The following is a 25,642-nucleotide window of genomic DNA, read 5'->3' on the forward strand; positions in this document are numbered from 1 at the left end:
TGCTTTGCGGCACGCGGCTTGCGACTTCCGGCTTCAAAGCTGGCTGCACCGCCGTTTGTGTACCTTTAAGGTAACCCCCGCCCTTTTCTTTTATAACTCCAAAATGCTCCCTTGGCTAGCTCATCTTTGCTTTCATGTTATCGGCAAGCGCAAGCATTTCCTGCGCGTGCTGGAGCGTTTTGTCGGTCACTTCGACGCCTCCCAGCATCCGGGCCAGCTCGTGCATGCGCTCTTCCGTATTCAAGTCGTCAATATTCGTATAAGTGCGGTCTCCATCCGTCGTTTTATGAATGCGGTAATGCACGTCCGCCATGCAGGCGACCTGCGGCAGATGCGTGATGGAGAAGATTTGGCAGCTCCGGGATAGCCTGGACATTTTTTCGGCTATCGCCTGCGCGGCGCGACCGCTTACCCCGGTATCCACTTCGTCGAAGACCATTACCGGAATGCTGTCCACCCGGGCAAAAATCGATTTAAGCGCCAGCATGACGCGAGAGATTTCACCGCCGGATGCAATTTTGCTGAGCGCACGCATCGGCTCTCCGGGATTGGCCGAAATGAGAAACTCGACCTGATCGGCGCCTTCACGCGTCAGCTTCTTCTCCCCACCCACGGCAAAATGCACCCGGAATTGCGTCCGCTCCATCTGCAGCTCACGGAGCTCCGCCACGATTTCCGCCGCGAGCTTGTCCGCTACGATCATACGCTGCTCGGTCAGAACCGAAGCCAGCCGTTGTACCTGTTCGAGGGCCGCCGCTTCCTCTTTTTGCAGCTGCTGAAGCTTTTCGTCCTTGTTCTCAATCAGATCCAATTCCCGTTCAATCTTTTCAACATAAGCAAGAATATCCGAAACCGATTCTCCATATTTTCTGCGAAGCGACGAAATCGTATCCAGCCTTTGCTCGATGAAATCAAGCCTGGAAGGGTTGAACTCCACTTCATCGCGGTAATCTCGAACTTGGTAAGCGGCGTCTTCCAGCTGGTAGAACGCTCCTTGCACCTGCTCCAGCAGCGACTGAAGCTTAGCGGGATCGAGCGCGGCAATATCCTGAAGCTTCTGGACGGCGCGACCGACGGCATCCAGTCCCTTGCTTCCCCCGTACAGCAGATCGTAAGCGTCCGAAGCATTTTGAAACAGCCGTTCCGCATTGACCAGCTTTCGTTTCTCGTCGGCCAGCGCCTCGTCTTCTCCCGCTTTCAGCTTGGCCGAACGGATTTCCTCCACCTGAAACCGGTACAAATCCATCATTTGCAGCGCTTGCTTGCTCGTTTCCTGCAGCTCCTTAAGCTGCTTGCGGATCCCCTGGTAGACGTCGTACGCTTCCTGGTAAACAAGCTTGGCGGGCAAAATCTGCGGCTCGCCGAACATGTCGAGCCATCGGATATGCTCCTCCACCCGGAACAACGATTGATGCTCGTGCTGTCCGTGAATATTGACCAGATAATCGCCGATCTCCCTAAGCACCGCCCGGTTGACCAACTGTCCGTTCACGCGGCTGGTGCTTTTGCCTTGAGCCGTAATTTCTCTGCGAATAATAAGATGCTCCTCCGGGTCGGCTTCTATTCCCACGCCGTACAAAATATTCCAAACGGGATGATCCGTTCCGATCTGATACAGCGCTTCGATCGACGCTTTGTCGCTTCCATAGCGAACCAGATCCGACGAGCTGCGACCCCCGGCAATCAGACCGAGCGCGTCGATGATGATCGATTTGCCCGCACCCGTTTCCCCCGTCAAGACGTGGAATCCGGTTTTGCAATGCAATTCGACGTGTTCGATAACCGCCAGATGGCGAATGGATAGTTCCAGCAGCATAGCTACACCTCTTTGAACATTAACTGAGCATTCCCAAGACTTGATTAACGACATGTGAGCTGTGATCCTTAGTCCGGCAAATGATCAGAATCGTATCGTCGCCGCTGATCGTTCCCATAATTTCATTCCATTCCAGACTGTCGATGAGCGCTGCAATCGCACTTGCCGTCCCCGGCAAGCTTTTGAGTACGACGAAATTCTCGGTATGGTCAATATGCACAAAATGATCGTTTAGCGCCCGCCGCAAGCGCTGCAGCGGATTGTAGCGCTGATCGGCCGGCATGGAATATTTGTACCTTCCGTCGTCCAGCGGCACTTTGATCAGGTGCATTTCTTTAATGTCTCTGGAAATGGTCGCCTGCGTCACATGAAAGCCCGCTTTGCGAAGCTGTTCGACGAGCTCATCCTGCGTTTCGATTTCGTTGTTGGTGATGATTTCGCGTATTCTAACATGTCGTTGGCCTTTCATGGCATCCTCCCTGGTTATGGGGTCTCGGTATCTTCTTCTTCGGCTTGCAGTTCGAACACATAGCAATCCACCGTTTGCTCAGGCACATTTACGAATAGTACTCCTGCCGTCTTCGGGTATAGCAGTTGATACACGAGCAGATGGTCGCGGACGCCGCTTCCGGTCCTCTCCATCGGTTTACGCTCTTTTGCTGTCTTGACGATGTAATACCGGCCGTTTTTCTCTACGGTGTAATCGACGAACAGCCGGCTTTGAAGCGTTTCGCTGCGGTTGACTTTGATGTGCACGGGAATGCGTTTCTTCCCGCTAAGGACCGAATAGCCTCGCGCCTCAAGAAGTTCCGTCGCTTCATCCTCGGGCACCTCCGCGTCGGCGAGAAATTCGAACGGAGGCTCGTCTTCTACGGCTTCCTTCAGCTTGGTCCGGGTGTAAAAATACACCCATGCCCCCAGTGCCAGCGCCACCAAAAACACGATCAAGCCGTCCCCGCTTTGCATGGAATCACCTCGAAGGAATATTCGAGAAACCGCATCCAAATTCCTGTGTAAAGGCAAAAAAACTCATCCGTCAAGATGAGCTCTGCATGCTTTGCGACTCTTGGGTGACCTCTCGGATCAACCGGTCCAGTTCGGGACCGGACAACCCGGGCTCGTCCGTATGGAGAAGATGTACTAAAAATTCAATGTTGCCCTCGCCGCCCTTGATCGGGGAGTAAGTCAATCCCCGAATGGCATAACCGATATCCTGGGCAAACCGGAGGATATCCTCCAGCACTTCTTGATGGACCCGGGGGTCGCGGACGACGCCGGATTTGCCGACCTTCTCCCGGCCCGCTTCAAATTGCGGCTTAATTAAGGCAACGACCTGCCCTTTCGGCGCAAGCAGCTGCTTCAGCGGCGGCAAAATGAGCTTCAAAGAAATAAAGGACACGTCGATCGAAGCAAATGCCGGTTCCGGTCCCTGCAAGTCGCCCGGCTGCATGTAACGGAAATTGGTCCGCTCCATCACGCTGACCCTGGGGTCCTTGCGCAGCGACCAATCCAGCTGGTTGTAGCCGACATCGACCGCATAGACGTGAACCGCCCCATTCTGCAACGCACAATCGGTAAATCCCCCGGTCGACGCACCGATATCCAACATCGTAACGCCATTCAAGTCGATGCCGAACACGTTGAGCGCCTTCTCCAGCTTCAGCCCGCCGCGGCTGACGTAAGGATGAACCGCACCCTTGACGATCAGCCGGGACGTGCGGGCAATCTTTGTCCCGGCCTTGTCGACCGGAACGTCGTCCACCAACACCAATCCGGCCATAATGGCCGCCTTGGCCTTTTCTCTTGTTTCATAATAGCCCTGCTCGACGAGCAGGACATCGAGTCGTTCTTTTTCCGCTTTGTCCGCAGCCATGAATTGCTCCTACCTCATATTGTTAGGCCCGCTGCCGTCTGCGCGGAACGAGTGCCTGCAGTTCCGATACGAGCCGCTCGGCTGTAAATCCAACCTCTTTGCGCTGTTCCTTGACGGAGCCGTGCTCGACGAAATAATCCGGCACGCCGATAATTTTGATTCGCAGGCCGTAAATATTTTGCTGCGAGTAATGCTCCAGCACGCCGCTACCGAAACCCCCGAGCTCCGCTCCTTCCTCCAGGGTCAGGATCGGAATGTCTTCTTTCGCCAATTGGAGAAGCATCGCCTCGTCCATCGGCTTGATAAACCGCGCGTTGATGACGCGAACTTGAACGCCTTCCTTGCTCATCGCTTCGGCCGCTTCCAACGCAAGCGGAATCATCGGGCCGACGGCCAGAATCGCCGCATCGCTTCCCGGACGGAGCACTTCCCAAGTGCCGATCGGAATCGGCTGGAGCGTCTCGTCGATCGGCACCCCAAGTCCGCTTTCCCGCGGATAACGGTAAGCGATCGGGCCTTCGTTATACTCGAAAGCCGTCTTCATCATATGCCGCAGCTCGTTCTCGTCCTTCGGCATCATCAGCACCATATTCGGAATGCTGCGCAAGTACGCAATATCGTACACTCCTTGATGCGTTTCGCCGTCCGGACCGACAAACCCCGCACGGTCAATGGCAAATACCACGTTCAGGTTTGCGCGGCAAATATCGTGCACGACCTGGTCGTAAGCGCGCTGCAGGAAGGTCGAGTAGACGGCGAACACCGGCTTCAATCCTTCCTCGGCCAAACCGGCGGAAAACGTAGCGGCATGCTGCTCCGCGATCCCTACGTCGAACATCCGGCCGGGAAATTCCTTTGCAAAGCCGAGTAGGCCCGAACCGCCGGGCATTGCCGGGGTAATCGCCACAACACGCTCATCCTGCTTCGCCAGCTCAATCAGCGTGCTTCCAAACACTTCCGTATACATCGGAGGGCCGACCGTCTTCAGGACTTGGCCGGATTCGATTTTGTACGGGCTGATACCGTGCCATTTGTGGGAATCCGCCTCGGCTGGCGAATAGCCCTTGCCTTTGGTCGTGATCACATGGACCAGGACAGGCCCGTTAACCTTATCCGCTTGCTTCATCGTTTCGAGCAGCAGCGGCAAGTTGTGGCCGTCCACAGGTCCCAGATACGTCAGGCCGAGCTCTTCGAACCAAACGCCGGGGACAACCAAATATTTGAACGAATCCTTCACCCGTTCCGCCGTCTTCGCCAACGTGCCGCCGATGGCCGGAATCTTTTTGATCAGGTGTTCGAATTCTTCCTTTGCCTTCACATAGTGCCGGTCCGAACGAATACGCGCCAAATAATGGCTGAGCGCTCCGACGTTCGGGGCGATGGACATTTCGTTGTCGTTCAGAATGACCATCAGCTTCCGCTTCTCGTGGCCGATGTGGTTCAGAGCTTCCAGAGCCATACCTCCGGTAAGCGCTCCGTCGCCGATCATGGCAATGATCCGGTTCTTCTCGCCCTTCAAATCGCGGGCAACGGCCATCCCCATCGCTGCGGACAGCGAAGTGCTGCTGTGGCCGGCCTCCCAGACGTCATGCTCGCTTTCGGAACGTTTCACGAAGCCGCACAGGCCTTTATATTTGCGCAATGTATCGAACTTGTCTTTTCGACCGGTTAAAATCTTGTGAACATACGACTGGTGACCGACATCGAAAATAAATTTATCCTTCGGACTGTCGAACAAATAGTGCATAGCAATCGTTAACTCGACAACGCCAAGGTTGGGCGCGAGGTGACCGCCGGTGACCGAAAGCTTCTCGACAAGAAAATGTCTCGTTTCCGCAGCCACTTGCTCCAACTGTTCCACAGTCAGACGTTTCAAGTCCTCAGGCTGATGAATGTGATCGAGCAGCACGCTTGTTCCCTCGCTTTCCATAGTTGGAGTATGCCTAACGAATGGCAGGTAAGAGTCGGTAACGATCTGCTTCATTGCATAGGCTATGTAATGTGCTTGAATACGATGCCATTATAGCACAGGACCGTCACGCGCTCAAACGGGACCGGTGCGAAAGCAGCCGCGCCCATGGGCGGCAGAACCCGGCCAAGCGCTAATGGTCGCGCTTCATTAAATAATCCGCAAGCTCCAGCAGCCGCTCCGGGCGCGGGAAATCCGCCGCCAAGATCGCTTGCTTCGCCTCGCGCGTCAGTTCCCCGACCTTCGCAATCGACGCTTCAATCCCGATAAAATAAGGGTAGGTGACTTTCTGCTGTTTGACGTCGCTTTGGACCGGTTTGCCGAGCTTGCTTTCGTCCCCGATCAGATCGAGCACATCGTCCTGAATTTGAAACGCCAGCCCGATGCATGTGCCGAACCGCTCCAATGCGGCAAGCTGGGCTTCCGTCGCCCCTGCGATCCGGCCGCCGGCTTTCAAGGAAAAGACGATCAAGTCGCTCGTCTTGTGCAGATGGATGTACTCCAGCTCTTCCAGCTTCGTGACTCCCTGCTCGCCCAGCATGTCCGCCGCTTGACCGCCGACCATACCGGGGGCTCCGGAAAGCCGGGACAGATCTTCGACGATGTCGATCACGCGATCAGCCGGAATGTTATGCTTCCTCGCGGATTGGACGACCGAGAAAAACGCATGGGTTAGCAAAGCATCCCCGGCCAGAATCGCCATCGCTTCGCCGTAAACCTTATGGTTCGTCGGTTTGCCTCGCCGAAAGTCATCGTTGTCCATGGCGGGAAGATCGTCATGAATAAGCGAATACGTGTGGATCATCTCCACGGCCAACGCTGCAGGAACGGCCGCTTCCGGGCTGCCGCCCAGCGCTTCCGCCGCTGCCAGCACCAGAATCGGCCGCAGCCGCTTGCCGCCGGCCATCAAGGAGTACATCATCGATTCGCGAAGCGGGGCGGGAATCGCCCACGGCGACGGAATCGACTGCTGCAGCTCCCGCTCTATGAGCGAAGCCATGTCTCGAATGTATTCTTGGATGCCGGATGACTCGTTCATCGGTTATCCCCTTTATCGGTTTCCTGCGGCTGAAACGGCTTTTTCGCCAGTCCGCCCTCTTCTTCCAGCAAAATTTCGATTTTTCGTTCCACCTGCTCCAGCTTCTGCCCGCACAATTGAGACAGCTTCATCCCCTCTTGAAACAGCTCTATCGCTTTTTCAAGCGGAATATCGCCGCTTTCGAGCTGTGCCACAATGCGCTCAAGCTGGTCCATCGCCTGCTCGAAGCTAGGCGTCGCTTCCTGGTTTGACATCGCTTTTCTCCTCCGTCTTCTCCTCCATAGACCAAACATGACAATCGATCCGTCCGTCCATCAAGCGCAGCTTCAAAATATCCCCAATTTGCACCTGGCGGATCGATTTCACGAGCTGTTTCTCTTTCTCGTCATATACGAGGCCGTATCCGCGCTGCATGATCTTGAGCGGGCTGAGCGCATCCAGCTGGCGCATCGATGATACGAGTTCCTGCTGCTTGCGCTTCAGCACCGCCTGCATCGTCTGGCGAAGCAAACGGGCGGAAGAGTCCAGCCGCTTCCGGGAGTAGACGACCTGCTCCTTCGGATTAAACGAGGCGAGCTGCCGGTCGGCCTTCATCAGCCGCTCGTGACTTTTCGTCAGGCGGCTGCGCATCTTGTAGCCGAGCTGCTCGCGCATGCGGTCAAGACGCTCCGCGGGCTGCAGCAGCAGCTGCCTGCGGGGATTCGTCAGGTAAGGCGACCGCTGAAGCCGCTTCAGCCGCTCTTTGCTCCGCTCGAGCTGCTGCGTCAACCCGCCGTATAGTTGCTGGCGCAAGTAGCCGAGCTGCTGCTTCAGCTCCAGATGATGCGGAACGGCCAGCTCGGCGGCCGCCGTTGGAGTCGGCGCGCGCAGATCGGCGACGAAATCCGCGATCGTGAAATCCGTTTCGTGGCCGACGGCCGAAATGATCGGCAGGCTCGAAGCGAAGATCGCCCGGGCCACCGCCTCTTCGTTGAAGGCCCACAGCTCCTCAAGCGATCCGCCGCCGCGGCCGACGATTAGCACATCGACTTCGTTCCTGGCATTCATCTCCTCGATCGCTCTCACAATCGAAGGGGCCGCCTGCTTGCCCTGCACAAGCGCCGGATACAGCAGAATGGGGACGGTCGGATGGCGGCGCTGCAGCGTGATGATAATATCGCGAACCGCCGCGCCCGTCGGCGACGTAATGACCCCGATCGCACGCGGGAAGCGTGGAATCGGCTTCTTTGTCGCCGGAGCGAACAGGCCTTCGGATTCCAGCTTTTTCTTCAACTGCTCGAATGCCAGATACAGGCTCCCGATGCCGTCCGGCTGCATTTGCGTGACGTAGAATTGGTACTGCCCGTCCCGTTCGTATACCGAGATGTTTCCGCAGGCAATCACCTTCGTCCCTTCCCGGGGAATGAACGGAAGGCGCTGGTTATAGGAGGCGAACATAATGCTTTTTAACCGGCTATCCGCATCTTTTAACGTAAAATACATATGACCGCTGGAATGGTGGGTGAAATTGGAAATCTCACCCCGCACCCAAACGTCCTGCAGTCGGTCGGTGCCCTCAAGCAGCATTTTAATGTATCGATTCAGCTCTTTGATCGATAAAATTTGTTTTTCTTTCATAATTACGCCCGTTACCGCTAGTTGGTTGCAGAAGCCGCACGCTGTGCCGCTTCAAGCGTATTGCGAAGCAGGATCGTAATCGTCATCGGACCGACGCAGCCCGGCACCGGCGTGACATAGCTTGCCGTTTCCAGAACGTCGTCAAAATCGACGTCTCCCGCCAGCTTGCCCGTATCGAGCCGGTTGATGCCCACGTCGACGACAACGGCTCCCGGCTTGATGTGGCTGCGGTTGATCATCTTCGCTTTGCCGACCGCCGCGATCAAAATATCCGCCTGCCGCGTAATTTCTTCCATATTTTTCGTGCGCGAGTGGCACACCGTTACGGTTGCATTCTCGCGAAGCAGCAGAATCGCCATCGGCTTGCCGACGATGTTGCTGCGGCCGATCACGACGGCATGCTTGCCGGCGATTTCAACACCGACTTTCTTCAGAATCTCAATGACGCCCGCAGGCGTACAAGGAGCCGGCCCTTCCTTGCCGATCATCAGGTTGCCCACATTGACCGGATGGAAGCAGTCGACGTCTTTTTCGACCGCGATCGCTTCGACTACCCCTTCCTCCGAGATATGTCCCGGCAGCGGCGACTGGACAAGAATGCCGTGAATCGCCTTATCGCCGTTCAGCTTGGAGATGAGCGCCAGCACATCCGCCTCCGGCGTATTTTCCGGAAGCTTGTACACTTCGGAATGCATGCCCGCTTCTTCACAGGCTTTCGCTTTATTGCGCACGTAAACGTGCGAGGCCGGGTCGTCCCCGACGATGACCACCGCAAGCCCTGGCTGTACCCCTTGCTGCTTCAACTGCTCGACTTGCTGCTTAATATCAGCGCGGTAAGCGCTGACGATTTCTTTGCCGTTAATGATTTGCGCGGACATGCTTGTTTTCCCCTTTCGCTAGGTAGCTTCTACGCTTCGGACGAACGGCTGCGGATCGTCTCCAGGTCTTTGATCATTTTGCCGAGCACGCCGTTGACGAACTTCCCCGATTCCTCCGTGCCAAAGTTTTTGGCCATTTCGATCGCTTCGTTCACGACAACTTTCGGCGGCACGTCTTCCCGAAACACCATTTCGTACGTGGCAAGCCGCATAATTTCCCGGTCTACCTTGGACAGCCTGTCCATCTGCCAGCCCTTCAAATAATCGGAAAGCAGGCCGTCGATTTGCCGCTTGTGCTGCATCGTGCCTTCCACGAGCTCAAGCACCTCATGAGGCGCAATCTGATCGCGCTCCCGCGTCAGCTGCGCCTCGTCCTCCGTCCGCGCTTCTTCGATTACGTGCGCGATGGCATCGGCCGCTGTCGCTTCGTTCATTTCGATCTGATATAAGCTTTGCACCGCAAGCTCCCTTGCCAATCTTCGTCTCATCCGATCAAATCCTCCTGTGGGTTTGCACTTGCTTCACCGGAATAAACCGGCTGCGTCTTCCTTGTCTTAAGTTGAAGACTTATAAATCGTTATCAACCGAAAAAATCCTTGGGCGTCATCCAAGGATTTTAGCGGAACAGTCTCCATTTGTCCATTAGCCGGCGCCAAGTGTCTTCTGCGGGAAACACCGGCTCGTTCCGGTCCAACCTTTTCCCTATGTAGTATCCAGTATATACGATCAGGATAAAGATTAACATACGCCAGAAGCCGAAGAACAAATAAATGAGGCCAAGGGCACTCCCGGCCAGGACGCCGATCGTCTTACCCCTATGCTGTTCCCACAGCTGCTCCCAAATTCGCATCCACATCCGGGGGCTCACCTCTATTCCACTCGACTTTTGAAGGTCGGGGACGATTGTTGAATATTCGCGATAAATACCGTGACGAAAGCCACGGGAATTCCGGTAATTTCCTCAATATGCCGCTTCACGTTCGCCTGCATCTCTTCAGTCATCGCCGGAATGGAATTTTCGCCGTCGACGATGGCGCGAATGACGATTTCAAGTCCGGATTGATTCACTTTGACACGGGCGCGCAAATCTTGAACCCCGCGCGTCCGGCCTGCCGCTTTCAACGACAAATTCTCCACCGTATCGAGCGAAATGCGGATGTCCCCGAATTCGGTCCGCTGATCGATCGATGGCGACGAAGATTTCCCGCGCCTTACGGACAAATACAGGAAGCGAAGGCTTAACAACGCAGCCACCACCGTGGAGCTGATGAAAATAATCGCCGTTCTTAAATCGAAATAGACGTCGTGAGCAAAGTTGCCCGCCGTGTCGAAGGAAATCAGGCCGAATGCAGCGAACAGCAGAATGAACGTTGCGATCAGCACGGCCAAGCTGAAAATAAAGAGCAGCAGTCTGTCGAGAACTTTTACCACGAATCCTGACTCCTTCCTAAGATGGAGGAAACCCCCAAACGGTGAAGGATGGGGGTTCAACCGGGGTATTTATTAATTATTTTACGCGCTGTGCGGGCATTTCCGGCTCTTCGACTTTGTCCGCACCTTTGAAAATGACGTCATGAATGTGAACGTTCACTTGAACGACGCTAAGTCCGGTCATCGATTCGATGGCCTGCTTCACATTATGCTGAACCGCGCTTGCAACCTCCGGAATCCGCGTGCCGAATTCGATGACGACAGACACATCAATCGCCGCTTCGCGCTGGCCTACTTCGACTTTTACGCCTTTGGACATATTTTTGCGTCCGAGAAACTCGGCGATATCTCCGGCAAATCCGCCGCTCATGCCTGCAACTCCGGACACTTCCACGGTTGCCATACCGGCGATGATCTCGATCACCTCCGGGGCGATCTGAATCGTGCCCATCTCGGTCTTCTCATAATCCGCTGCCAGTGTACTCATGGTCAGGACCTCCTAAACATTTGGCTTGCCCACACCTAAACTTATTGTATACTATACCATTCCCTTAAAAATATGACAATGAAGCGAACGGTGTGCTTAAGAGTTCGGATCGTTCACGTCATGCTCTTCCAAAAACTTGATATCGAAGTCGCCGGCCAAAAACTTTTTATGCTCCAGCAGCTTAAGATGGAACGGGATCGTCGAATGAATGCCTTCGATCGTAAATTCGGCCAAAGCGCGCTTCATCCGCTGGATCGCATCGTTGCGGTCCGCTCCCCACACGATCAGCTTCGCGATCATTGAATCGTAGTGAGGCGGAATCGTGTAGCCTGGGTATGCGGCGCTGTCGACACGGACGCCGAAGCCTCCGGGTGGCAAATAAAATTTGATTTGACCCGCGGACGGCATGAAGTTGCGCTCCGGGTCTTCCGCGTTGATCCGGCATTCGATCGCCCAGCCGTCGATGCGGACCTCGTCTTGAGTGAACGAAAGCGGCTCGCCTTCCGCGACACGGATCATTTCTTTAATAATATCGATGCCCGTGATGAGCTCCGTAACCGGATGCTCTACCTGTATCCGGGTGTTCATTTCCATGAAGTAAAACTGTCCGTCCGGTCCGAGCAAAAACTCCAACGTACCGGCACCGGAATAATCGACGGCCTTGGCCGCGCGAACGGCCGCTTCGCCCATTCGTTCACGAATGTCTTCGGTCAGAATCGGACAAGGCGCTTCCTCCACCAGCTTCTGGCGACGGCGCTGCACCGAACAGTCGCGCTCGCCCAGATGCACTACGTTGCCGTGCTTGTCAGCCAGCACCTGAATTTCGACGTGCTTCATCCCCGTCAAATATTTCTCCAAATAAACTCCCGCATTGCCGAACGCTTTTTGCGCTTCCTGCTGGGCAGTCGTAATTTGCTGAATCAGCATCTCTTCGTTTTCGGCCAGACGAATGCCTTTGCCTCCGCCTCCGGCCGTCGCTTTAATAATGATCGGATAGCCGATCTCGCGGCCCAGCCGGATCGCTTCGTCCATATCCTCGACAAGGCCGTCGGAGCCGGGGATAACGGGCACGCCCGCTTCCTTCATCGTCTGCTTCGCAACGGATTTGTCGCCCATCTTGCTGATCGCTTCCGGCGAAGGACCGATGAACGCAATGTTGCAGCTCTCGCAAATTTCGGCGAAGTCGGCGTTCTCGGCCAAAAAGCCGTATCCCGGATGAATCGCGTCGGTCTCCGTCAACGTCGCGACGCTCATCAGATTCGTATAATTCAAATAGCTGTCTTTGGAAGCTGTAGGTCCGATACAATAGGCTTCGTCCGCCAAACGGACATGCAGCGCTTCACGGTCCGCTTCCGAGTAGACCGCGACCGTAGAAATTCCGAGCTCACGGCATGCGCGAATAATGCGCACGGCGATTTCCCCACGGTTGGCGATCAATACTTTTTGAAACTTCAATGGGTTCTCCTCCTAGCGGATTATTCCGGCTTCACCAGGAACAACGGTTGGCCGTACTCTACCAACTGGCCGTTCTCGACAAGCACTTCGACGATCTGTCCTTTGACTTCGGCTTCGATCTCGTTCATCAGCTTCATCGCTTCGATGATGCAGACGATCGTCGTTTCCTTCACGCTGCTGCCCTTGGAAACGAACGACGCCGCGCCCGGAGCCGGAGCTTCGTAGAAGGTGCCGACCATTGGGGAAACAATCGTATGTAAATTGGATTGGGCTGCTGCCGAAGGTTCGGCTGCGGGGATGTTGACCGCTGCGGACGTCTGAACGACGGCTTGAGGAGCAGACTGCTGGGCAACGAGGCTAGCCGCGGGCTGTGCGGCGGTGACGACGACTTGCTCGGTTTTATTCGGTTTACGGATTAAAAGGCGGGAGCCTTCGTTTTCGATCTCAAGTTCTTGCAAAGATGTTTGATCCACCAGCTTGATCAATTCTTTAATTTCGCTTAACTTAAACACGGAATTCACTCCTTTGGGCATCTTGTTGACGGCTGCTCATGCAAGCTGCGGCACGCCCCGGACCAAGCGGCGCGCGAACCGACGGCTTGTCCCGCGGCAGCGGTCAACACCGTAAAACAAACGACGTTGTTATTATATCACAATCTTTCGGTAAGAAAAGAGTTTCCTTGCTCCGGGAACAGCGCGAACTTTTCAGCTCCATCGGCTCTCCAAAAAAGCCGCCGCTAATAAAAAAAAGAATATGGCGAAAATCGTCGAACGATGCCGCAAAAAAAAGGAGAGCCGGGTTTTCCGGACTCTCCTTACAAATTCTTGCTTAAGGAATCATTTGCACCGATACGCTGTCGGGGCCGATGCTCAATTCTTTGATCGTTTTGTCGATGATGCTGAGCGCCTGGCTTTTCTCCAGCTTGCTGGCTTGGACTGTAACCTTCCATTTGCTGGAATCTTGTGTTACAACAGCCTGCGGGAAATCTTTCGTCAAGCTTTCTTCGAGATTCGTGACTTTGGCTTCCATATCTTCGATCTTCCGCAGCTCTTCCTGTGCCTTGACGGCTGCTTCGGTTGTTTGTTTCGGATCCGCGATAATCGTCAGAAGCTGTTCGGCCTTCTTAGCCATCTCCTCGTTGCGCTTAAGCTGAAGGTTTACAAAATAATCGTTCCCCGATTGGGCATGCGCCTGCGCTTGCACTTGCTGCAGCACTTTGGCGTCCGTTTCGTTTTTGGAGACCGGCTGAGCGGCGATATCTGCCCCCGTGCTGGTGGATTTGTCGCCCTTTCCAGGCTTTTGCTCCGGTTTGCCTTCCGGCTTTTGTTCCGGCTTCATGGGCTTCTGTTCCGGCTTCATTTCCGGTTTTTGCTCGGGCTTCATTTCGGGCTTCTGCTCGGGCTTCATCTCGGGCTTTTGCTCGGGTTTCATTTCCGGCTTTTGCTCCGGCTTCACCTCAGGCTTTTGTTCGGGTTTTATCTCAGGCTTCTGCTCCGGTTTTATTTCCGGCTTTTGCTCCGGCTTCACCTCAGGCTTTTGTTCGGGCTTCACTTCCGGTTTTTGCCCCGGCTTTTGCTCGCCTCTCGGACCGGCGTTCGTATCCGTCGCCGTGGGATGCATCGCGTCCGTTTGCCCGGCGCTGATCGTCATTTCCTTCGGCGTCGTTCCCGTCACTTCCACATTGCCCACGTCTTCCGTAAACAAGTAGTAGGCGGACAGCACCACCATCAAACTAAGCATGGATACAAGCCAAATGGTTTGTCTTTTCGAATTCATTGCATATCCTCCTTAACGTTTATCCTTGTTTAAAATTGAATGTATCGCACCGGCCCCGTACGGCTTACTGCTTGCGGGGCTGGATCGATATCCGGTGGGCAGGGACGTCCAGCCCGCGTTCTACCGCTTCGGTAATCATTTTTTTCACCGTCAGATTCTCCGCGCCCTTGGCGACGACGAGCACGCCGCGGATTTTCGGCTTAATCGTCTTGACGACGAGCGGCTGCTTGCCGCCCGAGATCTCGTAGAGCACAACTTCGCCGTTACGGGTCACGTCGGTGATATGTCTCGTGGCCCCCTGCGGATCTTTCTCATTGGTAATTTGCTGCGTTTCCTTGGTGTTACGCTCAACGTTTAGTTCCTCCGTCGACTCAATGGTCACCAGCACTTCTACATCGCCTACTCCGACAATTTTCGACAAGATGTCTCTAAGCTCGGTTTCATACGCTTCCTCATAATCTTTGAACATGCTTCGTTCTTTGCTTCCCTGACCGAAGGCCGGCTTGGTCTGATCGGGAGGAGACGCCCGTCCCGTGCCGATGGGATCCACCTCCTTCACGGTGATAAACGAGTTCAGAATCATAAGCGCCGCGCCTGCGAGCCCAAGCAGCAGCACCCACCTAAACGTCTGAACCCGCTTTGGACCGCCCGGGCCGCCGCCAAGCCACGATTGCATCTTTCTCCGCATCTCTCCCATCAGCATCACCTCCCCACCGTCAGCTCCAGCCGGATTTGGTCTTCGCCTACCTGCCAATCCTGCTCCAACATCAGTAATATTTGCGTCTTTTTCTGCAACCATTCAGGCGATAGCTTATTTTCATCCGATTCCCTGCTGCTTATCCGGGAAACAGGCTTCGATTGCGGCTCTCCGATGCGGATATCGACACCTGCAACGGGTTCCACCGGTTTGACCGGCTCGATTCCTCTACCTGGCCTTGAAGCCGTATCCGTAACGGACGTCACCGGTGGCTGCGGTTCCAAGGCGAGGGAGACGCTGCGAATGACAAGCTGGCCATCGCTATCGGCGGTAGTCTCCACCTGAATGCTTCGCACCTTTACTCCGGCCTTCTGCTCGATGCTTCGCTTCATCAGATCGGTAGCCTGCGCCTCCACCAGCTTGCGCGATTGCTCCTGCTGCTTGGCTTTCAGCGCTTCGGCCCGCTGCAGGGTGACGGGCAGCGACTCGACTTCTTCGCTTGCCCCGCCCGCCGGCCGTTCCGGACTCGCCGCTCCGCTTTTGAACAGCGCGTCCTTGACGCGCTCATCCAATTGCGACCGCTGGCCAAGCAGCGAGAAGAGCGGCTGCAGCAGCGTAAGCAGCAGGAACAGGCCGATCACGGTTTTGACGTAGCGCTGCATCGACTGGTTCGGCAGCAGCAGGTCGACGAAGGTGGCGAGCAAGATGACCATGACGATCGACTTGAGCCACCCGCTCAGGAAGTCCAATCGTCATCCTCTCCTTCGCGGGGCGCGGTTCAGCGCATCATGACGGATACGTTGCCTGCGGCAATCACAATGGTGATCGCCAGGAAAAACATCAGCCCGACGACGGCAAGCGCCGCAAATACGAATATCAAACTTTTCCCAATTGTTTCCAAGCACGTAATCATCGGGTTATCTCCCAAGGGCTGCATCACTGCAGCCGATACATTATAGATGAAGGCAAGCGCCAATATTTTAAGCGCCGGGAAGGCACAAAGCACCAGAAGAATGACGACCCCCGCCAGCCCTACCGCGTTTTTCACCAGCAGCGAGGCACCGATCACGGTTTCCGAGGCGTCCGAGAAGAGCCGCCCGACGACCGGCACGAAGTTGCCGGCAATGTACTTGGCCGTCCGGATCGTCACCCCGTCCGCCGCGGCGCTGCCGATGCCTTGTACCGAAACGACCCCCAAAAATACCGTAACGAAAACTCCAAGACACCCTACGCTGACGTTTCGCAGCAAATTTGCAAGCTGGGTCACCTTGTATTTGTCCGACAGCGAGCTGACAATATGCAGCACCGCCGAGAAAAACAGCAGCGGAAATACGATGAAGTAGATCGCCGTCCCGACGGCGTGGATCATGAATACGATCAGCGGGTGCAGGACGGAAACGGTCACCACGTTGCCCATAGAAGCGAGCAGCGTAAGAAGGAGCGGCACGACGGCGATCATGAAGTGGATCATATCGGTTATCGCCGATTTCGCATAGCCGATCGCTACGCTGAAGCTGTTGACCGCCATGATCATCAGGACCAGAAACGAAATGGCGTAGGCGATTTTGCTGACGTTATTTTTCTCGAAGGAGCTTTGCAGCGTTTCCAGCAGCATGCTGAACACCGTAAGAATGACGATGGAAACGAGCAGCTTGCCGTTGAAGAGAAGCTCATGAAATAAGTATTTGAACAGTCCCGAGAAAATCGAACCGAGGCCGAAATCCTTGGCTCCGAGCAGCAGCTCCATGAAGCTGGGGGCCCGGCTGTCCGGAAAATATCCGCCGTACTGCCGGGTCAGCCGGCTCCAGAATTGCTCGACCTGATCAAGCGGCAGCCGCTGCGCCTGCTCACGGATCAGCTCTTCCGCCGGTACGGCGGCATAAGCGGTGCCGCAGCAGCCCGCTCCTCCGTCCGGCATGAGAGTCGTGAGGAACGCCACGCTTAGCAGCAGTCCGAGCCGGAGCGCGCCGCAGGCAGCTAGTCTCCCGAACGAATGTCGTAACCCTTGCATCCAGCGCCGCCTCATCGCTTCGCCTCCACCCGCCTTTTCATGCCGAGCTGCCCATCTCCGGCGCTACGCGGGAAGCAGCTTGACGACCGTTTCGATGATGGCCGAGACGATCGGAATCGCCATCACCATAATGAGAACTTTGCCGGACAGCTCGATTTTGGAGGCGATCGCTTCCTGGCCGGCATCCCGGACGATCTGGGCGCCGAATTCGGCAATGTAGGCAATGCCGATAATTTTCAGAATTGTTTTCAGAAAAATCAGGTTGATGTTCGCCTTGTTGGCCAGTTCCTCCAGCACGCCGATCACGGAGGTTATTTTGCCGATCAGGAAGAGAAAGATCGTAATGCCGGTGAAGGCCGTCAGCAGGAAGGCGAACATCGGCTTTTGCTCCTTGATGATCAGCACCAGCACGGTCGTCACCAACCCGAGCCCTACGATTTGAATGATCTCCACGGGCTTCACCTGCTTTTATTGGAAGAGAAAAATCGTCTTGATCTCTTTAAACAAGCTGTCCAGCAGCCGGACCACCATAAACAGCACGACGACGAAGCCGATCACGGTGACCCAATGCGCCATATCTTCTTTGCCCATCTGCTTCAGCACGGTATGAATCATTGCGATAATGATGCCGATGCCGGCGATCTGGAATATCGCGTTTACGTCCACGTTCATTGGCGGCACCTCACCCTTAAGCCTGGCTCTGCTTCTAATACATTAAAATGACGACTAACGCGCCCATCAGCAGGCCGAGGCTTTTCCACATCCGCTCATACCGCTCCCGCTCGTCCCGCGCAATGTCCGCTTCCCCCTGCAGGCTGCTGGCGGCAAGCCTCAGGTGCTTGACCTGGTCATCGCGGTCCGTCAGCCCCAGCGTAGAGCCAAGCTGCAGCAAAATGTCCCGCTCCGCCGCTTTCATCGACGTCGTTTTCCATCCCCGGCTTACCGCCTGCTCCCAGACGGTCTGTACGGAACGGCCGCCGGGCTTGCCGAGTTCCTCCGCTGCGGCCGTAAACAAAACACCTGCCGGAGAGTCATCCGCTCTTGCGGCACGCCGTAGCGCGTCCGGCAGCGGCGTGAAGCCGTAGACGATTTCCGTTTCCAGCCGCTGCAGCATGCGGATCAGATCGGCGATTTGCCTCGGTCGGCGCGACAATTGGGAAGCCTGGTAAAAGCCGAACAGCGTGCCTGCCAGCAAAATCAGCATGGCGCCGAGCAGCTTCAGCATGCGGGGTCCTCGTCCTCTTCACCGGTTCGTTTCATCAGCTCAGCCCCCCTCTCCAAGCGAGTCTGTCGTCCAGCCGTTTGCCCTGCTTGTCATAAACGGCCGTTTCCGGGCCCGCTCCCGGCGGTCGGGCCAGTACAACAAAGCGGTCGAACACGCCGTCTTCGAGCAGCTCGCGCAGGATCGGACGGCGCCGGAGCTCCGCGGCATCCCGGCCGTGGGCCGTAGCGATGACGCCGACACCGGCGTGCAGTGCTTCGTGGATCGCAAGCGCGTCCTCGGCCCGGCCGATCTCGTCGGCAATCAGCACCTCCGGCGACATGGAGCGGATCATCATCATCATGCCTTCCGCCTTCGGGCAGCCGTCCAGCACGTCCGTCCGGTACCCGACATCGAAGCGGGGCACTCCTTTGACGCAAGCGGCAATCTCGGAACGTTCGTCGACGATGCCGATCTTGAAGGACCGGCGCAAGCCGTTGTCCGCTCCTCCACTGCCCAGCAATCGGGCCAGATCGCGGATCAGCGTCGTCTTTCCCTGCTGCGGAGGGGAGACGATCAGCGTGCGGTACACCCGGTCGCCGCCCGGTTCGAGCAGATAGGGAAGGACCGGCTTGGCGGTGTTTTTCCATTCCCGCGCCAGCCGAACGTTGAAGCCGCTGACATCCTTGATGTACTTTACTTTTCCCTGTTCCAGAACGGTTCGTCCGGCGAGGCCGATCCGGTGTCCGCCGGAAACGGTAATGAACCCCCGCTTCAGTTCCTCCTCGAACGTGTACATCGAATGCTGCGTCAGCTGCTCTAGCAGCTCCGCGCAGTCCCGGCGCGTCGGCCGGTAGGCTTGCCCAGGATCGGCGCACAAGCTGCCCTTGTCCGATACGAAGCCGCAGCCCGAAGCCCAAACGACTTCCAGAGGCCTCTCTTCGCGGATCCGGATTTCTTGCAGCTCGGCTGCAATGCGGGTTGGTAGAGTTGCTAGGATCTGCTGCATAGCGGCGGAGAAGAACGGCAGCAGCGACCGGATCATGGCTATCCCTCCAAGCTGTCCATCTTTTACAATCATATGTATGATGCAATCTACTGAACTATGACCGATTACTTTTTTAAGATTCCAATAAAAATACAGCTTACGCCGACAAGCACCCATAGCATTTTGCCCGCCGACAGCTTTTCCGCCATCCCCACAAGTCCGATCGTCGTAGTCGTAAGCAGCACGAGAGGCCCGACCAGCGCCAGCGCCGAATTAATCAGGAGCGCTTTCTCAATCTGGTTGTAGCGCAGCATAAGCAGCCCCGCCATAATCTCAATGCTCCCTGAGAAGATTCGGATCAGCGCCATACTGAGGACGATTTTGTTGATGACAGACATTGGTTTCCCCCCTTCACTTTCCTTATCACTGTATGCGGGCTCGTCTTATTTTAGGCTTGCGGGGCACACCATTCGCCCAAAATGCATATGATGCACCGTAATCCAACTTTATGTTACTGCGAGGCGATACAAGATGGAGGTTACATCACCGCTGCAGTGGAACACCCTGCTCAGCGATCCGACCGGGCGTCGTACGGAGAAGCCGCGAGCCTTGGGCAAAACGATGGTCATCGACAAAGGCCTTGGGCTTCATGCACTTGAGGATTTGCTGCAGACGGCCGGCGTCTATATCGACATGCTGAAAATCGGATTCGGCACCTCGCCGCTTTATAAGACGGAGTTGCTTAAGCGAAAAATCGAAATGGCGAAAGCCCACGACATTATCGTCTACCCCGGAGGCACTTTTCTCGAGGTGGCGATCCGGCAGGATGCGGTCGATCATTACTTTGATATGGCGGCTTACATGGGCTTCAGCGGTGTGGAAGTATCGGACGGAACCATCGAGGTGCCTAGGAGTCTGCGCAGCGAGCTGATCTCCCGGGGGGTGGAAGCAGGACTTACGGTCATCACCGAATACGGAAAAAAAGGGTGGGGCTCCACCATCGAATTGGACGCATTGATTGAGACAGTGATCCTGGATACCGGGCTTGGCGCCGCGCTGGTCACGATCGAAGGCCGGGAATCCGGCAAAGGCGTCGGCATCTACGACGCTCAAGGCGCTTGCAAGGATAAGGAAATCGCGCAGGTGCTCAGGCAGGTGCCGAGTCCGGGCGTTCTGCTCTGGGAAGCGCCGCAAAAGGAGCAGCAGGTGCATCTGATGCAAATGCTGGGAGCTGACGTTCATCTCGGCAATGTCGCTCCTTCGGACGTCATCTCGCTCGAAGCGCTCCGTCGGGGGCTCCGTTCGGATACGATGCTTCCCGAAGGGTTGCAATCCGCTGCCGTCGGCCATTCGTGGGATTATCAAATTTGAAGCGGGGGAGGTCCGGTTTCCATGAATATTCAAGTGATCGCCTCCATTAACGAAGCGCGGTCCGACGATCTTCAGCACAAAACCGTTATCGTCATCGATGTGCTTCGTGCGACCTCCACGATGCTGACAGCACTTGCCGGGGGATGCCGGACGCTTATCCCGGTCGAAACGGTGAGCCAGGCGAAGAGCTTGCAGAGCCCGGGGAATTTGCTCGGGGGCGAACGTTCGTGCAAAAAAATTCCCGGCTTCGACTTCGGCAATTCTCCGCTCGAGTATACGCCTGAAGCTGTGGCCGGAAAAACGTTAATCATGACGACGACTAACGGCACCCGGGCGATTCATAAGGCCAGGAAGGCGGATCACGTGCTGATCGGCGCTTTCCTGAACGCCGGGGCCTGTGCCCGCAAGGCGACCTCGCTGGACCAGGAAATCGTGCTGGTCTGCTCGGGAGCCCAGGACGTGTTCTCGCTGGAAGACGGCCTATGCGCCGGTCTGCTTGTGCACGAATTGCTCGGGTTGTCCGGCTGCGACCCGGACAGTCCGGCCGCCGCACAGGCGGTCGGCGATTTCGGCCTGGCCATGCTTCACGCCTACCGGCAAGTGCAGGACCGTCTGACCGAGACACTGCTCTCCTGCGCCGGCGGACGACGGCTGACCAAGCTCGGCTTCCGCGACGATGTGACGTACTGCTCGGAAATCGATCTATTGCCCTTAGCCCCTGTCGTACGTGCCGGGAAGCTGGAGCCGGAACCCACCTCCGCCTCGCTCTAGTTCTAAACCAAGCCCTCGTTCATACACTGGAAAAGAAACCAATGGACAAGGGGCCTGACCATGAACGGAGACATTTTGCTGGTGGCGCTGATTATCATCGGCCTAATCGGTCGCTCCCATATTATTACAACGGCGGCGTGCGTGCTGTTGATTATCAAGCTCATCAGTTTGGAACGGTATTTGCCTACCATCGAACGGAGAGGGCTGGAGCTCGGGCTGCTGTTTTTGACGATGGGGGTATTGGTTCCGTTCGCCAGCGAACGAATCACCATTAAAGACGTGACGTCGATGTTCACGACTTGGCCGGGGATCTTGGCCTTGGTCGGGGGCGCAATCGCAACGTATATGAACGGCAAAGGCTTGGAGTTATTAAAAATAGACCCACAATTGATTGTGGGTCTTGTCATTGGGTCCATTTTCGGGATTATTTTCTTGAAAGGCATTCCGGTCGGGCCGCTGATGGCCGCCGGAATTACCGCTTTTCTGTTCAAACTGTTTACGTTCGTCTTCGATAAGCTGCGTTAGCTTATCTTCTTTCGGAAGGGCCGCCCACAAATACGGTCTGATCCGTATCGAGGCCGTAAGCACTGTGCAGCGCCGTAATCACTTCGTTCAAACGGCCGTTTTCAATGACGCAGGACGTCTTGATTTCGGACGTGCTCACCAGCAGAATGCTGATGCCAAGCTCGGAGATGACCTCGAACATTTTCGCGGCCACGCCCGGCGTACTAACCATGCCCGCGCCAACGATGGATACTTTGACCAGATTGGTTTCGGAGGTCACTTGACGGAAGCCGACTTCCGGACGAATCCCTTCGATGACTTGAAGCGCCTTCTCTTGATCGGACAGCGATACGGTGCAGGAGAAATCGGCAAGACCGTTCTGTACGCCGCTTTGGACGATGATATCCACATCGATTTGCGCTTTGGCCAAGGCAGAGAAGACTTTAGCCAATTGCCCCGGCTTTTCTTCCACTCCCAAAATACTGATTCTCGCCACATTTTTGTCGTAAGCAATGCCGCGTACTACGATGCCTTGCTCCATCGCCGCTTCCTCCTTCACTTTCGTGCCCTCATTATGATTGAAGCTGGATCTGACGACCAGCTGTACATTGTAATTTTTGGCGTATTCTACGGCGCGCGGATGCAGAACCGCCGCTCCGAGATTGGCAAGCTCCAGCATTTCGTCGTACGAAATTTCGTTCAGCTTGCGCGCGCACTTCACGATCCGCGGGTCGGTCGAATAAATGCCGTCCACATCGGTGAAGATTTCGCAGACATCCGCTTCAATGGCAGCCGCCAGCGCTACGGCCGTCGTATCCGACCCGCCGCGTCCGAGCGTCGTAATTTCGCCTTCCTCCGTCATACCTTGGAAGCCCGCAACGATGACGATTTTGCCGGCTGCGACCGCATTGCGGATACGATCCGGACGGATATCGGTAATGCGCGCCTTGCCATGAAGCGCTTCCGTGTACATGCCGGCTTGCCAGCCTGTAAACGAAACGGCTTCTTGCCCGAGGCTGTGGATCGTCATCGCCAGCAGCGCAACCGAAACCTGCTCGCCCGTCGTCAGCAGCATGTCCATTTCTCGCGCCGGCGGCGTGCCGGGGCACAGTTGTTTGGACAAATCGATCAAATCGTCCGTTGTATCTCCCATGGCCGAAACGACGACGACACAATCGTGGCCTTCAAGCTTTCTTTCCACGATGCGGTTCGCCACCCGCTTCATTCGCTCCGCGTCACCTACGGAGCTCCCGCCGAATTTCATCACTATCAGAGACAAAGCTGCTCACTCCCTACGCAAACTTTTACATAACTAGTGAGTTATTATATCATATGCCCTGTCTCTCTTGAAATAGTAAAATATCAACCCGAGCAGACAGATAGCGCGAAGCCTCCGTTTTTTTCTAGACATGTAAAAAATTTCTTTGTCCCATTGCAGCGAGCTTCCGCCAGATGCTCCTGATAGGCTCGGCTCGTACCCGTCTCGGTCACCACATAGACCCGTTCTTTGCCTAGAGCGCGGCACCATGCAAGAAAGCGGTCCGCCTGTTGGGCGAAGAGCAGACCCGGCAGCGTATGGATGCCCTGCAGCCACAAATATTCGGGCAAGTCGGCAGGCAGCTGCCACTTGGGGAACCGGCTCGCAAGCCGGCCAGGCTCCAAAGGCATGTCACAAGGCATCGTATGAAAATCGTAACGGAAAGGATATTGGCGCGGACCTGCGAGCGGATGCACAAACCGGGCGACGGGCATCCCTTCGCACCAGAGCTCCGCCGTTTGGAGCATTCGCAGCGTTGGACCGGCAACGACCGCGTCCGTATCCGAGAGCGGCTTCAAGCTTCGAAGCCGAAGCGCGTCCGTTCTGCCTCGTTCCGTGAGCTGCGGATCCTTCATTTCCCGGCTTCCGGGCAAACCGAGCGAATGCTGCGCTTCACCGTGAATGACGAATATAAAGTCCATCATGCTCCCCCCAGTCCATCGTTTTCCCTAGGCAAAAAGCTTCTGTTCATTTATACGAAACCGGCGAGTCCTCCATGCTACCTATCGTTAGCGCCGCCCGGGAAGCTACGGCCGGTTCCGCCGATTGGCCCATCTCCGCAACAGCGGCTGCAGGGCTAAGGCGTACAAGGCGGCGCTGCCGGCGAACGTCAGGGCGTAAAGCCATCCGGACGGGCCCGCCGTCAGCCCGAAGGAAACCTGCGATTCCATCCCTTGCTTGCTCGAATAATCGTCGACCATCTTCGGCACATACCGCATAGTAAGTAGCATCCCCGAAACGACTTGCACGATAACATACACAAGATGAACTGCCGCTGCGAACAAAAGGGCGTTCCTTATCGTTTTAACCATCCGCTTCTCCCCTTGAATCCGTCGTCTATAGTTTGCATACCATCCAGTATTCGTCGTAGTACTCGCCGCCGATTTTCAATGCGTTCGGTTCGGTGCCGAAAATTTCGAATCCGGCCGAACGGTACAATCGAACCGCCGGTTCGTTGGCGGTCACCACAGCCAAATAAATCTGCTCCAGTCCTTCCAGCAAGCGCGCCTCCTCCAGCACATGCCGAAGCAGCGCGGAAGCGATCCCTTTCCCCTGATGGGCGCTGTCCACATACACTCCCCACAGCATGCCCTTGTGAGCCAGGTTACGCGAAGACTCCCGGCGAAAGCCGATCATACCCATCAATCCGTCGTTCTCTCCGAACGCTCCCAGAAGAAACTGGTCCGCCGAATTCGGAAAACGGCGGCGAACCTCGTCCATTCCGGTAAGCGACGCGTCCTCGTAGTTCGAGCCGAATGATTCCGGATGTTCTTTCAGCGATTTTAACCGCAAGCTCCAAAATGCCTCCACGTCTTGAGGCTCCAGTTTACGAAGTATCATGACTTATCCTCACCCTTTACATTGATGTAAAAAAAACGATTGACTCTGACATTAATGTCACGGTCTATAATAAAACTACGATCCGCAATCCACCCGAAGGAGGGATGGCCCCTGAAAATCGGCGAGCTGTCCAAGGCGACCGGAGCCAGCATCCGATCGCTCCGCTATTACGAGAAGCAAGGGCTAATCGCGCCGGCCCGCACCGAAAGCGGCTACCGGGAATATCACAAATTTGCCGTAGAACAGGTCAAAACGATCCGGTTGTATCTGAATCTGGGCTTGTCTACCGAGCAGATTGCCGGTTTTCTGCACTGCGTGCTCATGAACAAAGAAGCGTTCTGCAACGAGGTGTTGCCCGTTTATCAGCAGAAGCTGCAGGAACTCGACGAGCAAATCCAGACGCTGGTCCGGATCAGGTCCAATCTGGCGGAGCGCATACAATCTATTCTATCGGAACGAACCGATAACGAATCCATGGAGGGAACGAACGATGAGTCTTAAAACAAGCAATGACGCCGAATTTTCCGAGGATATCCGCAAATCCGAACTGACGCTGGTCGATTTTACCGCCGTATGGTGCCCGCCGTGCAAAAGGCTGATCCCGCTGCTGGAGGAGCTTGGGCAAGAGCTGGGAGAGCGCGTGACGATTCTGAAGGTGGACGTCGACGCTTCGCCGCACATTGCGGCCCAATACGGGGTGATGTCGATGCCGACGGTCATCCTGCTCAAGGATGGCGAACCTGTCGAAAGGCTGGTCGGCTTGAGGCCGAAAGAGGCATACCGGGGCTTGATTGCCAAGCACTCGGCCATGGCCGCGGGCTAAGCAGTCGGGCACCAGTCATACACCGCCATCCGTACCTCTTCCTGTTCATCGTACCAT

General features: G+C 55.9%; 34 protein-coding genes. 6 read left to right on the top strand and 28 right to left on the bottom strand.

What is annotated here, in order from left to right; all coding sequences use genetic code 11:
• Nucleotides 1–115 precede the first annotated feature (115 nt).
• The 15 genes from recN to accB form a co-directional block, all read right to left on the bottom strand.
• On the bottom strand, nt 116–1,816 hold the full coding sequence (gene recN, locus NI000_RS08160; RefSeq protein ID WP_253409391.1) for a DNA repair protein RecN: 1,701 nt from the start codon (nt 1,814–1,816) through the stop codon (nt 116–118).
• A 19-nt stretch (nt 1,817–1,835) separates the two neighbouring features.
• A complete protein-coding gene (ahrC, locus tag NI000_RS08165; RefSeq protein WP_054976922.1) occupies nt 1,836–2,285 on the bottom strand; it encodes a transcriptional regulator AhrC/ArgR in 450 nt (149 codons plus the stop codon).
• Between the two features lie 14 nt (nt 2,286–2,299).
• The gene (locus tag NI000_RS08170; protein WP_253409393.1) at nt 2,300–2,782 is read right to left on the bottom strand and encodes a hypothetical protein; all 483 of its coding nucleotides are present in this window, start codon (nt 2,780–2,782) and stop codon (nt 2,300–2,302) included.
• A gap of 70 nt (nt 2,783–2,852) precedes the next feature.
• Nucleotides 2,853–3,689, bottom strand: a complete 837-nt coding sequence (locus NI000_RS08175) for a TlyA family RNA methyltransferase (RefSeq protein WP_253409395.1) — start codon at nt 3,687–3,689, stop codon at nt 2,853–2,855.
• Nucleotides 3,690–3,711: 22 nt separating this feature from the next.
• Nucleotides 3,712–5,619 (bottom strand): 1-deoxy-D-xylulose-5-phosphate synthase, encoded by a 1,908-nt coding sequence (dxs, locus tag NI000_RS08180; RefSeq protein WP_253409628.1) that lies wholly within the window; start codon nt 5,617–5,619, stop codon nt 3,712–3,714.
• Between the two features lie 172 nt (nt 5,620–5,791).
• Nucleotides 5,792–6,697, bottom strand: coding sequence for a polyprenyl synthetase family protein (locus tag NI000_RS08185; RefSeq protein ID WP_253409396.1), 906 nt, complete (start codon nt 6,695–6,697; stop codon nt 5,792–5,794).
• Nucleotides 6,694–6,951, bottom strand: coding sequence for an exodeoxyribonuclease VII small subunit (xseB, locus tag NI000_RS08190; protein ID WP_090665606.1), 258 nt, complete (start codon nt 6,949–6,951; stop codon nt 6,694–6,696). The genes NI000_RS08185 and xseB overlap by 4 nt, the downstream gene beginning before the upstream one ends.
• Entirely contained in the window at nt 6,926–8,314 is a 1,389-nt protein-coding gene (gene xseA, locus NI000_RS08195; protein WP_253409397.1) for an exodeoxyribonuclease VII large subunit, read from the bottom strand. The genes xseB and xseA overlap by 26 nt, the downstream gene beginning before the upstream one ends.
• A 17-nt stretch (nt 8,315–8,331) precedes the next feature.
• Nucleotides 8,332–9,192, bottom strand: coding sequence for a bifunctional methylenetetrahydrofolate dehydrogenase/methenyltetrahydrofolate cyclohydrolase FolD (folD, locus tag NI000_RS08200; RefSeq protein ID WP_253409399.1), 861 nt, complete (start codon nt 9,190–9,192; stop codon nt 8,332–8,334).
• A gap of 29 nt (nt 9,193–9,221) precedes the next feature.
• Nucleotides 9,222–9,680: a transcription antitermination factor NusB gene (gene nusB, locus NI000_RS08205; protein WP_010499085.1), complete on the bottom strand. Its 459-nt coding sequence runs from the start codon at nt 9,678–9,680 to the stop codon at nt 9,222–9,224.
• A 128-nt stretch (nt 9,681–9,808) separates the two neighbouring features.
• Complete coding sequence (locus NI000_RS08210; RefSeq protein ID WP_054976928.1) at nt 9,809–10,048, bottom strand: DUF2273 domain-containing protein; 240 nt, start codon at nt 10,046–10,048, stop codon at nt 9,809–9,811.
• Between the two features lie 14 nt (nt 10,049–10,062).
• Complete coding sequence (amaP, locus tag NI000_RS08215) at nt 10,063–10,623, bottom strand: alkaline shock response membrane anchor protein AmaP (protein ID WP_054976929.1); 561 nt, start codon at nt 10,621–10,623, stop codon at nt 10,063–10,065.
• Between the two features lie 76 nt (nt 10,624–10,699).
• Nucleotides 10,700–11,110 carry an Asp23/Gls24 family envelope stress response protein gene (locus NI000_RS08220; protein ID WP_253409401.1) on the bottom strand — a complete coding sequence of 137 codons (411 nt, stop codon included), beginning with the start codon at nt 11,108–11,110 and terminating at the stop codon, nt 10,700–10,702.
• Between the two features lie 96 nt (nt 11,111–11,206).
• The gene (gene accC, locus NI000_RS08225) at nt 11,207–12,565 is read right to left on the bottom strand and encodes an acetyl-CoA carboxylase biotin carboxylase subunit (protein WP_253409403.1); all 1,359 of its coding nucleotides are present in this window, start codon (nt 12,563–12,565) and stop codon (nt 11,207–11,209) included.
• Between the two features lie 20 nt (nt 12,566–12,585).
• A complete protein-coding gene (accB, locus tag NI000_RS08230) occupies nt 12,586–13,077 on the bottom strand; it encodes an acetyl-CoA carboxylase biotin carboxyl carrier protein (RefSeq protein ID WP_253409405.1) in 492 nt (163 codons plus the stop codon).
• Nucleotides 13,078–13,115: 38 nt separating this feature from the next.
• On the opposite strand from accB, the gene NI000_RS08235 reads away from it, so the two are divergent.
• Nucleotides 13,116–13,397, top strand: coding sequence for a hypothetical protein (locus tag NI000_RS08235; RefSeq protein ID WP_253409407.1), 282 nt, complete (start codon nt 13,116–13,118; stop codon nt 13,395–13,397).
• On the opposite strand, the gene NI000_RS08240 is transcribed toward NI000_RS08235, so the two are convergent.
• From NI000_RS08240 to NI000_RS08280, 9 genes are all read right to left on the bottom strand, one after another.
• Nucleotides 13,394–14,341 (bottom strand): SpoIIIAH-like family protein, encoded by a 948-nt coding sequence (locus NI000_RS08240; protein WP_301292385.1) that lies wholly within the window; start codon nt 14,339–14,341, stop codon nt 13,394–13,396. The genes NI000_RS08235 and NI000_RS08240 overlap by 4 nt on opposite strands.
• Nucleotides 14,342–14,405: 64 nt before the next feature.
• Nucleotides 14,406–15,038 (bottom strand): stage III sporulation protein AG, encoded by a 633-nt coding sequence (gene spoIIIAG / locus NI000_RS08245; RefSeq protein ID WP_253409408.1) that lies wholly within the window; start codon nt 15,036–15,038, stop codon nt 14,406–14,408.
• Nucleotides 15,039–15,043: 5 nt separating this feature from the next.
• Nucleotides 15,044–15,787 (bottom strand): stage III sporulation protein AF, encoded by a 744-nt coding sequence (gene spoIIIAF, locus NI000_RS08250; RefSeq protein ID WP_253409410.1) that lies wholly within the window; start codon nt 15,785–15,787, stop codon nt 15,044–15,046.
• Nucleotides 15,788–15,816: 29 nt separating this feature from the next.
• A complete protein-coding gene (gene spoIIIAE / locus NI000_RS08255; protein ID WP_375540955.1) occupies nt 15,817–17,049 on the bottom strand; it encodes a stage III sporulation protein AE in 1,233 nt (410 codons plus the stop codon).
• Nucleotides 17,050–17,112: 63 nt separating this feature from the next.
• Nucleotides 17,113–17,502, bottom strand: coding sequence for a stage III sporulation protein AD (gene spoIIIAD, locus NI000_RS08260; protein WP_253409413.1), 390 nt, complete (start codon nt 17,500–17,502; stop codon nt 17,113–17,115).
• Between the two features lie 15 nt (nt 17,503–17,517).
• On the bottom strand, nt 17,518–17,721 hold the full coding sequence (spoIIIAC, locus tag NI000_RS08265; protein WP_010499062.1) for a stage III sporulation protein AC: 204 nt from the start codon (nt 17,719–17,721) through the stop codon (nt 17,518–17,520).
• Between the two features lie 34 nt (nt 17,722–17,755).
• Complete coding sequence (gene spoIIIAB, locus NI000_RS08270) at nt 17,756–18,274, bottom strand: stage III sporulation protein SpoIIIAB (RefSeq protein ID WP_253409415.1); 519 nt, start codon at nt 18,272–18,274, stop codon at nt 17,756–17,758.
• 34 nt (nt 18,275–18,308) lie between these two features.
• Nucleotides 18,309–19,295: a stage III sporulation protein AA gene (gene spoIIIAA, locus NI000_RS08275; RefSeq protein WP_253409634.1), complete on the bottom strand. Its 987-nt coding sequence runs from the start codon at nt 19,293–19,295 to the stop codon at nt 18,309–18,311.
• A 68-nt stretch (nt 19,296–19,363) separates the two neighbouring features.
• Nucleotides 19,364–19,636, bottom strand: a complete 273-nt coding sequence (locus tag NI000_RS08280) for a YqhV family protein (RefSeq protein WP_253409417.1) — start codon at nt 19,634–19,636, stop codon at nt 19,364–19,366.
• Nucleotides 19,637–19,769: 133 nt separating this feature from the next.
• Here NI000_RS08280 and NI000_RS08285 point away from each other — a divergent pair, with 133 nt between their 5' ends.
• Genes NI000_RS08285 through NI000_RS08295 form a run of 3 tightly spaced genes read left to right on the top strand, consistent with a single transcriptional unit; the run spans nt 19,770 to nt 21,905 of the window.
• The gene (locus tag NI000_RS08285; RefSeq protein ID WP_253409419.1) at nt 19,770–20,609 is read left to right on the top strand and encodes a phosphosulfolactate synthase; all 840 of its coding nucleotides are present in this window, start codon (nt 19,770–19,772) and stop codon (nt 20,607–20,609) included.
• Nucleotides 20,610–20,630: 21 nt separating this feature from the next.
• Nucleotides 20,631–21,380, top strand: a complete 750-nt coding sequence (locus tag NI000_RS08290) for a 2-phosphosulfolactate phosphatase (protein ID WP_253409421.1) — start codon at nt 20,631–20,633, stop codon at nt 21,378–21,380.
• 60 nt (nt 21,381–21,440) lie between these two features.
• Nucleotides 21,441–21,905, top strand: a complete 465-nt coding sequence (locus NI000_RS08295; RefSeq protein WP_253409423.1) for a DUF441 domain-containing protein — start codon at nt 21,441–21,443, stop codon at nt 21,903–21,905.
• 1 nt (nt 21,906) lies between these two features.
• Here NI000_RS08295 and NI000_RS08300 read toward each other — a convergent pair whose 3' ends face one another.
• The 4 genes from NI000_RS08300 to NI000_RS08315 all read right to left on the bottom strand — a co-directional run bounded on the left by NI000_RS08300 (nt 21,907) and on the right by NI000_RS08315 (nt 24,762).
• Nucleotides 21,907–23,163 carry an aspartate kinase gene (locus tag NI000_RS08300; protein WP_253409425.1) on the bottom strand — a complete coding sequence of 419 codons (1,257 nt, stop codon included), beginning with the start codon at nt 23,161–23,163 and terminating at the stop codon, nt 21,907–21,909.
• Nucleotides 23,164–23,246: 83 nt separating this feature from the next.
• On the bottom strand, nt 23,247–23,846 hold the full coding sequence (locus NI000_RS08305) for a histidine phosphatase family protein (RefSeq protein WP_253409427.1): 600 nt from the start codon (nt 23,844–23,846) through the stop codon (nt 23,247–23,249).
• A 102-nt stretch (nt 23,847–23,948) separates the two neighbouring features.
• Nucleotides 23,949–24,233, bottom strand: a complete 285-nt coding sequence (locus NI000_RS08310) for a hypothetical protein (protein WP_253409429.1) — start codon at nt 24,231–24,233, stop codon at nt 23,949–23,951.
• 25 nt (nt 24,234–24,258) lie between these two features.
• On the bottom strand, nt 24,259–24,762 hold the full coding sequence (locus NI000_RS08315) for a GNAT family N-acetyltransferase (RefSeq protein WP_253409431.1): 504 nt from the start codon (nt 24,760–24,762) through the stop codon (nt 24,259–24,261).
• Nucleotides 24,763–24,873: 111 nt separating this feature from the next.
• Here NI000_RS08315 and NI000_RS08320 point away from each other — a divergent pair, with 111 nt between their 5' ends.
• Both NI000_RS08320 and trxA read left to right on the top strand, forming a co-directional pair.
• Complete coding sequence (locus NI000_RS08320; RefSeq protein ID WP_253409636.1) at nt 24,874–25,263, top strand: MerR family transcriptional regulator; 390 nt, start codon at nt 24,874–24,876, stop codon at nt 25,261–25,263.
• Nucleotides 25,253–25,585, top strand: a complete 333-nt coding sequence (trxA, locus tag NI000_RS08325; RefSeq protein ID WP_253409433.1) for a thioredoxin — start codon at nt 25,253–25,255, stop codon at nt 25,583–25,585. Before NI000_RS08320 ends, trxA begins: the two co-directional genes overlap by 11 nt.
• Nucleotides 25,586–25,642 lie beyond the last annotated feature (57 nt).

This window comes from Paenibacillus tyrphae (assembly GCF_024158745.1).
Classification (GTDB): Bacteria; Bacillota; Bacilli; order Paenibacillales; family NBRC-103111; genus Paenibacillus_G; species Paenibacillus_G tyrfis_A.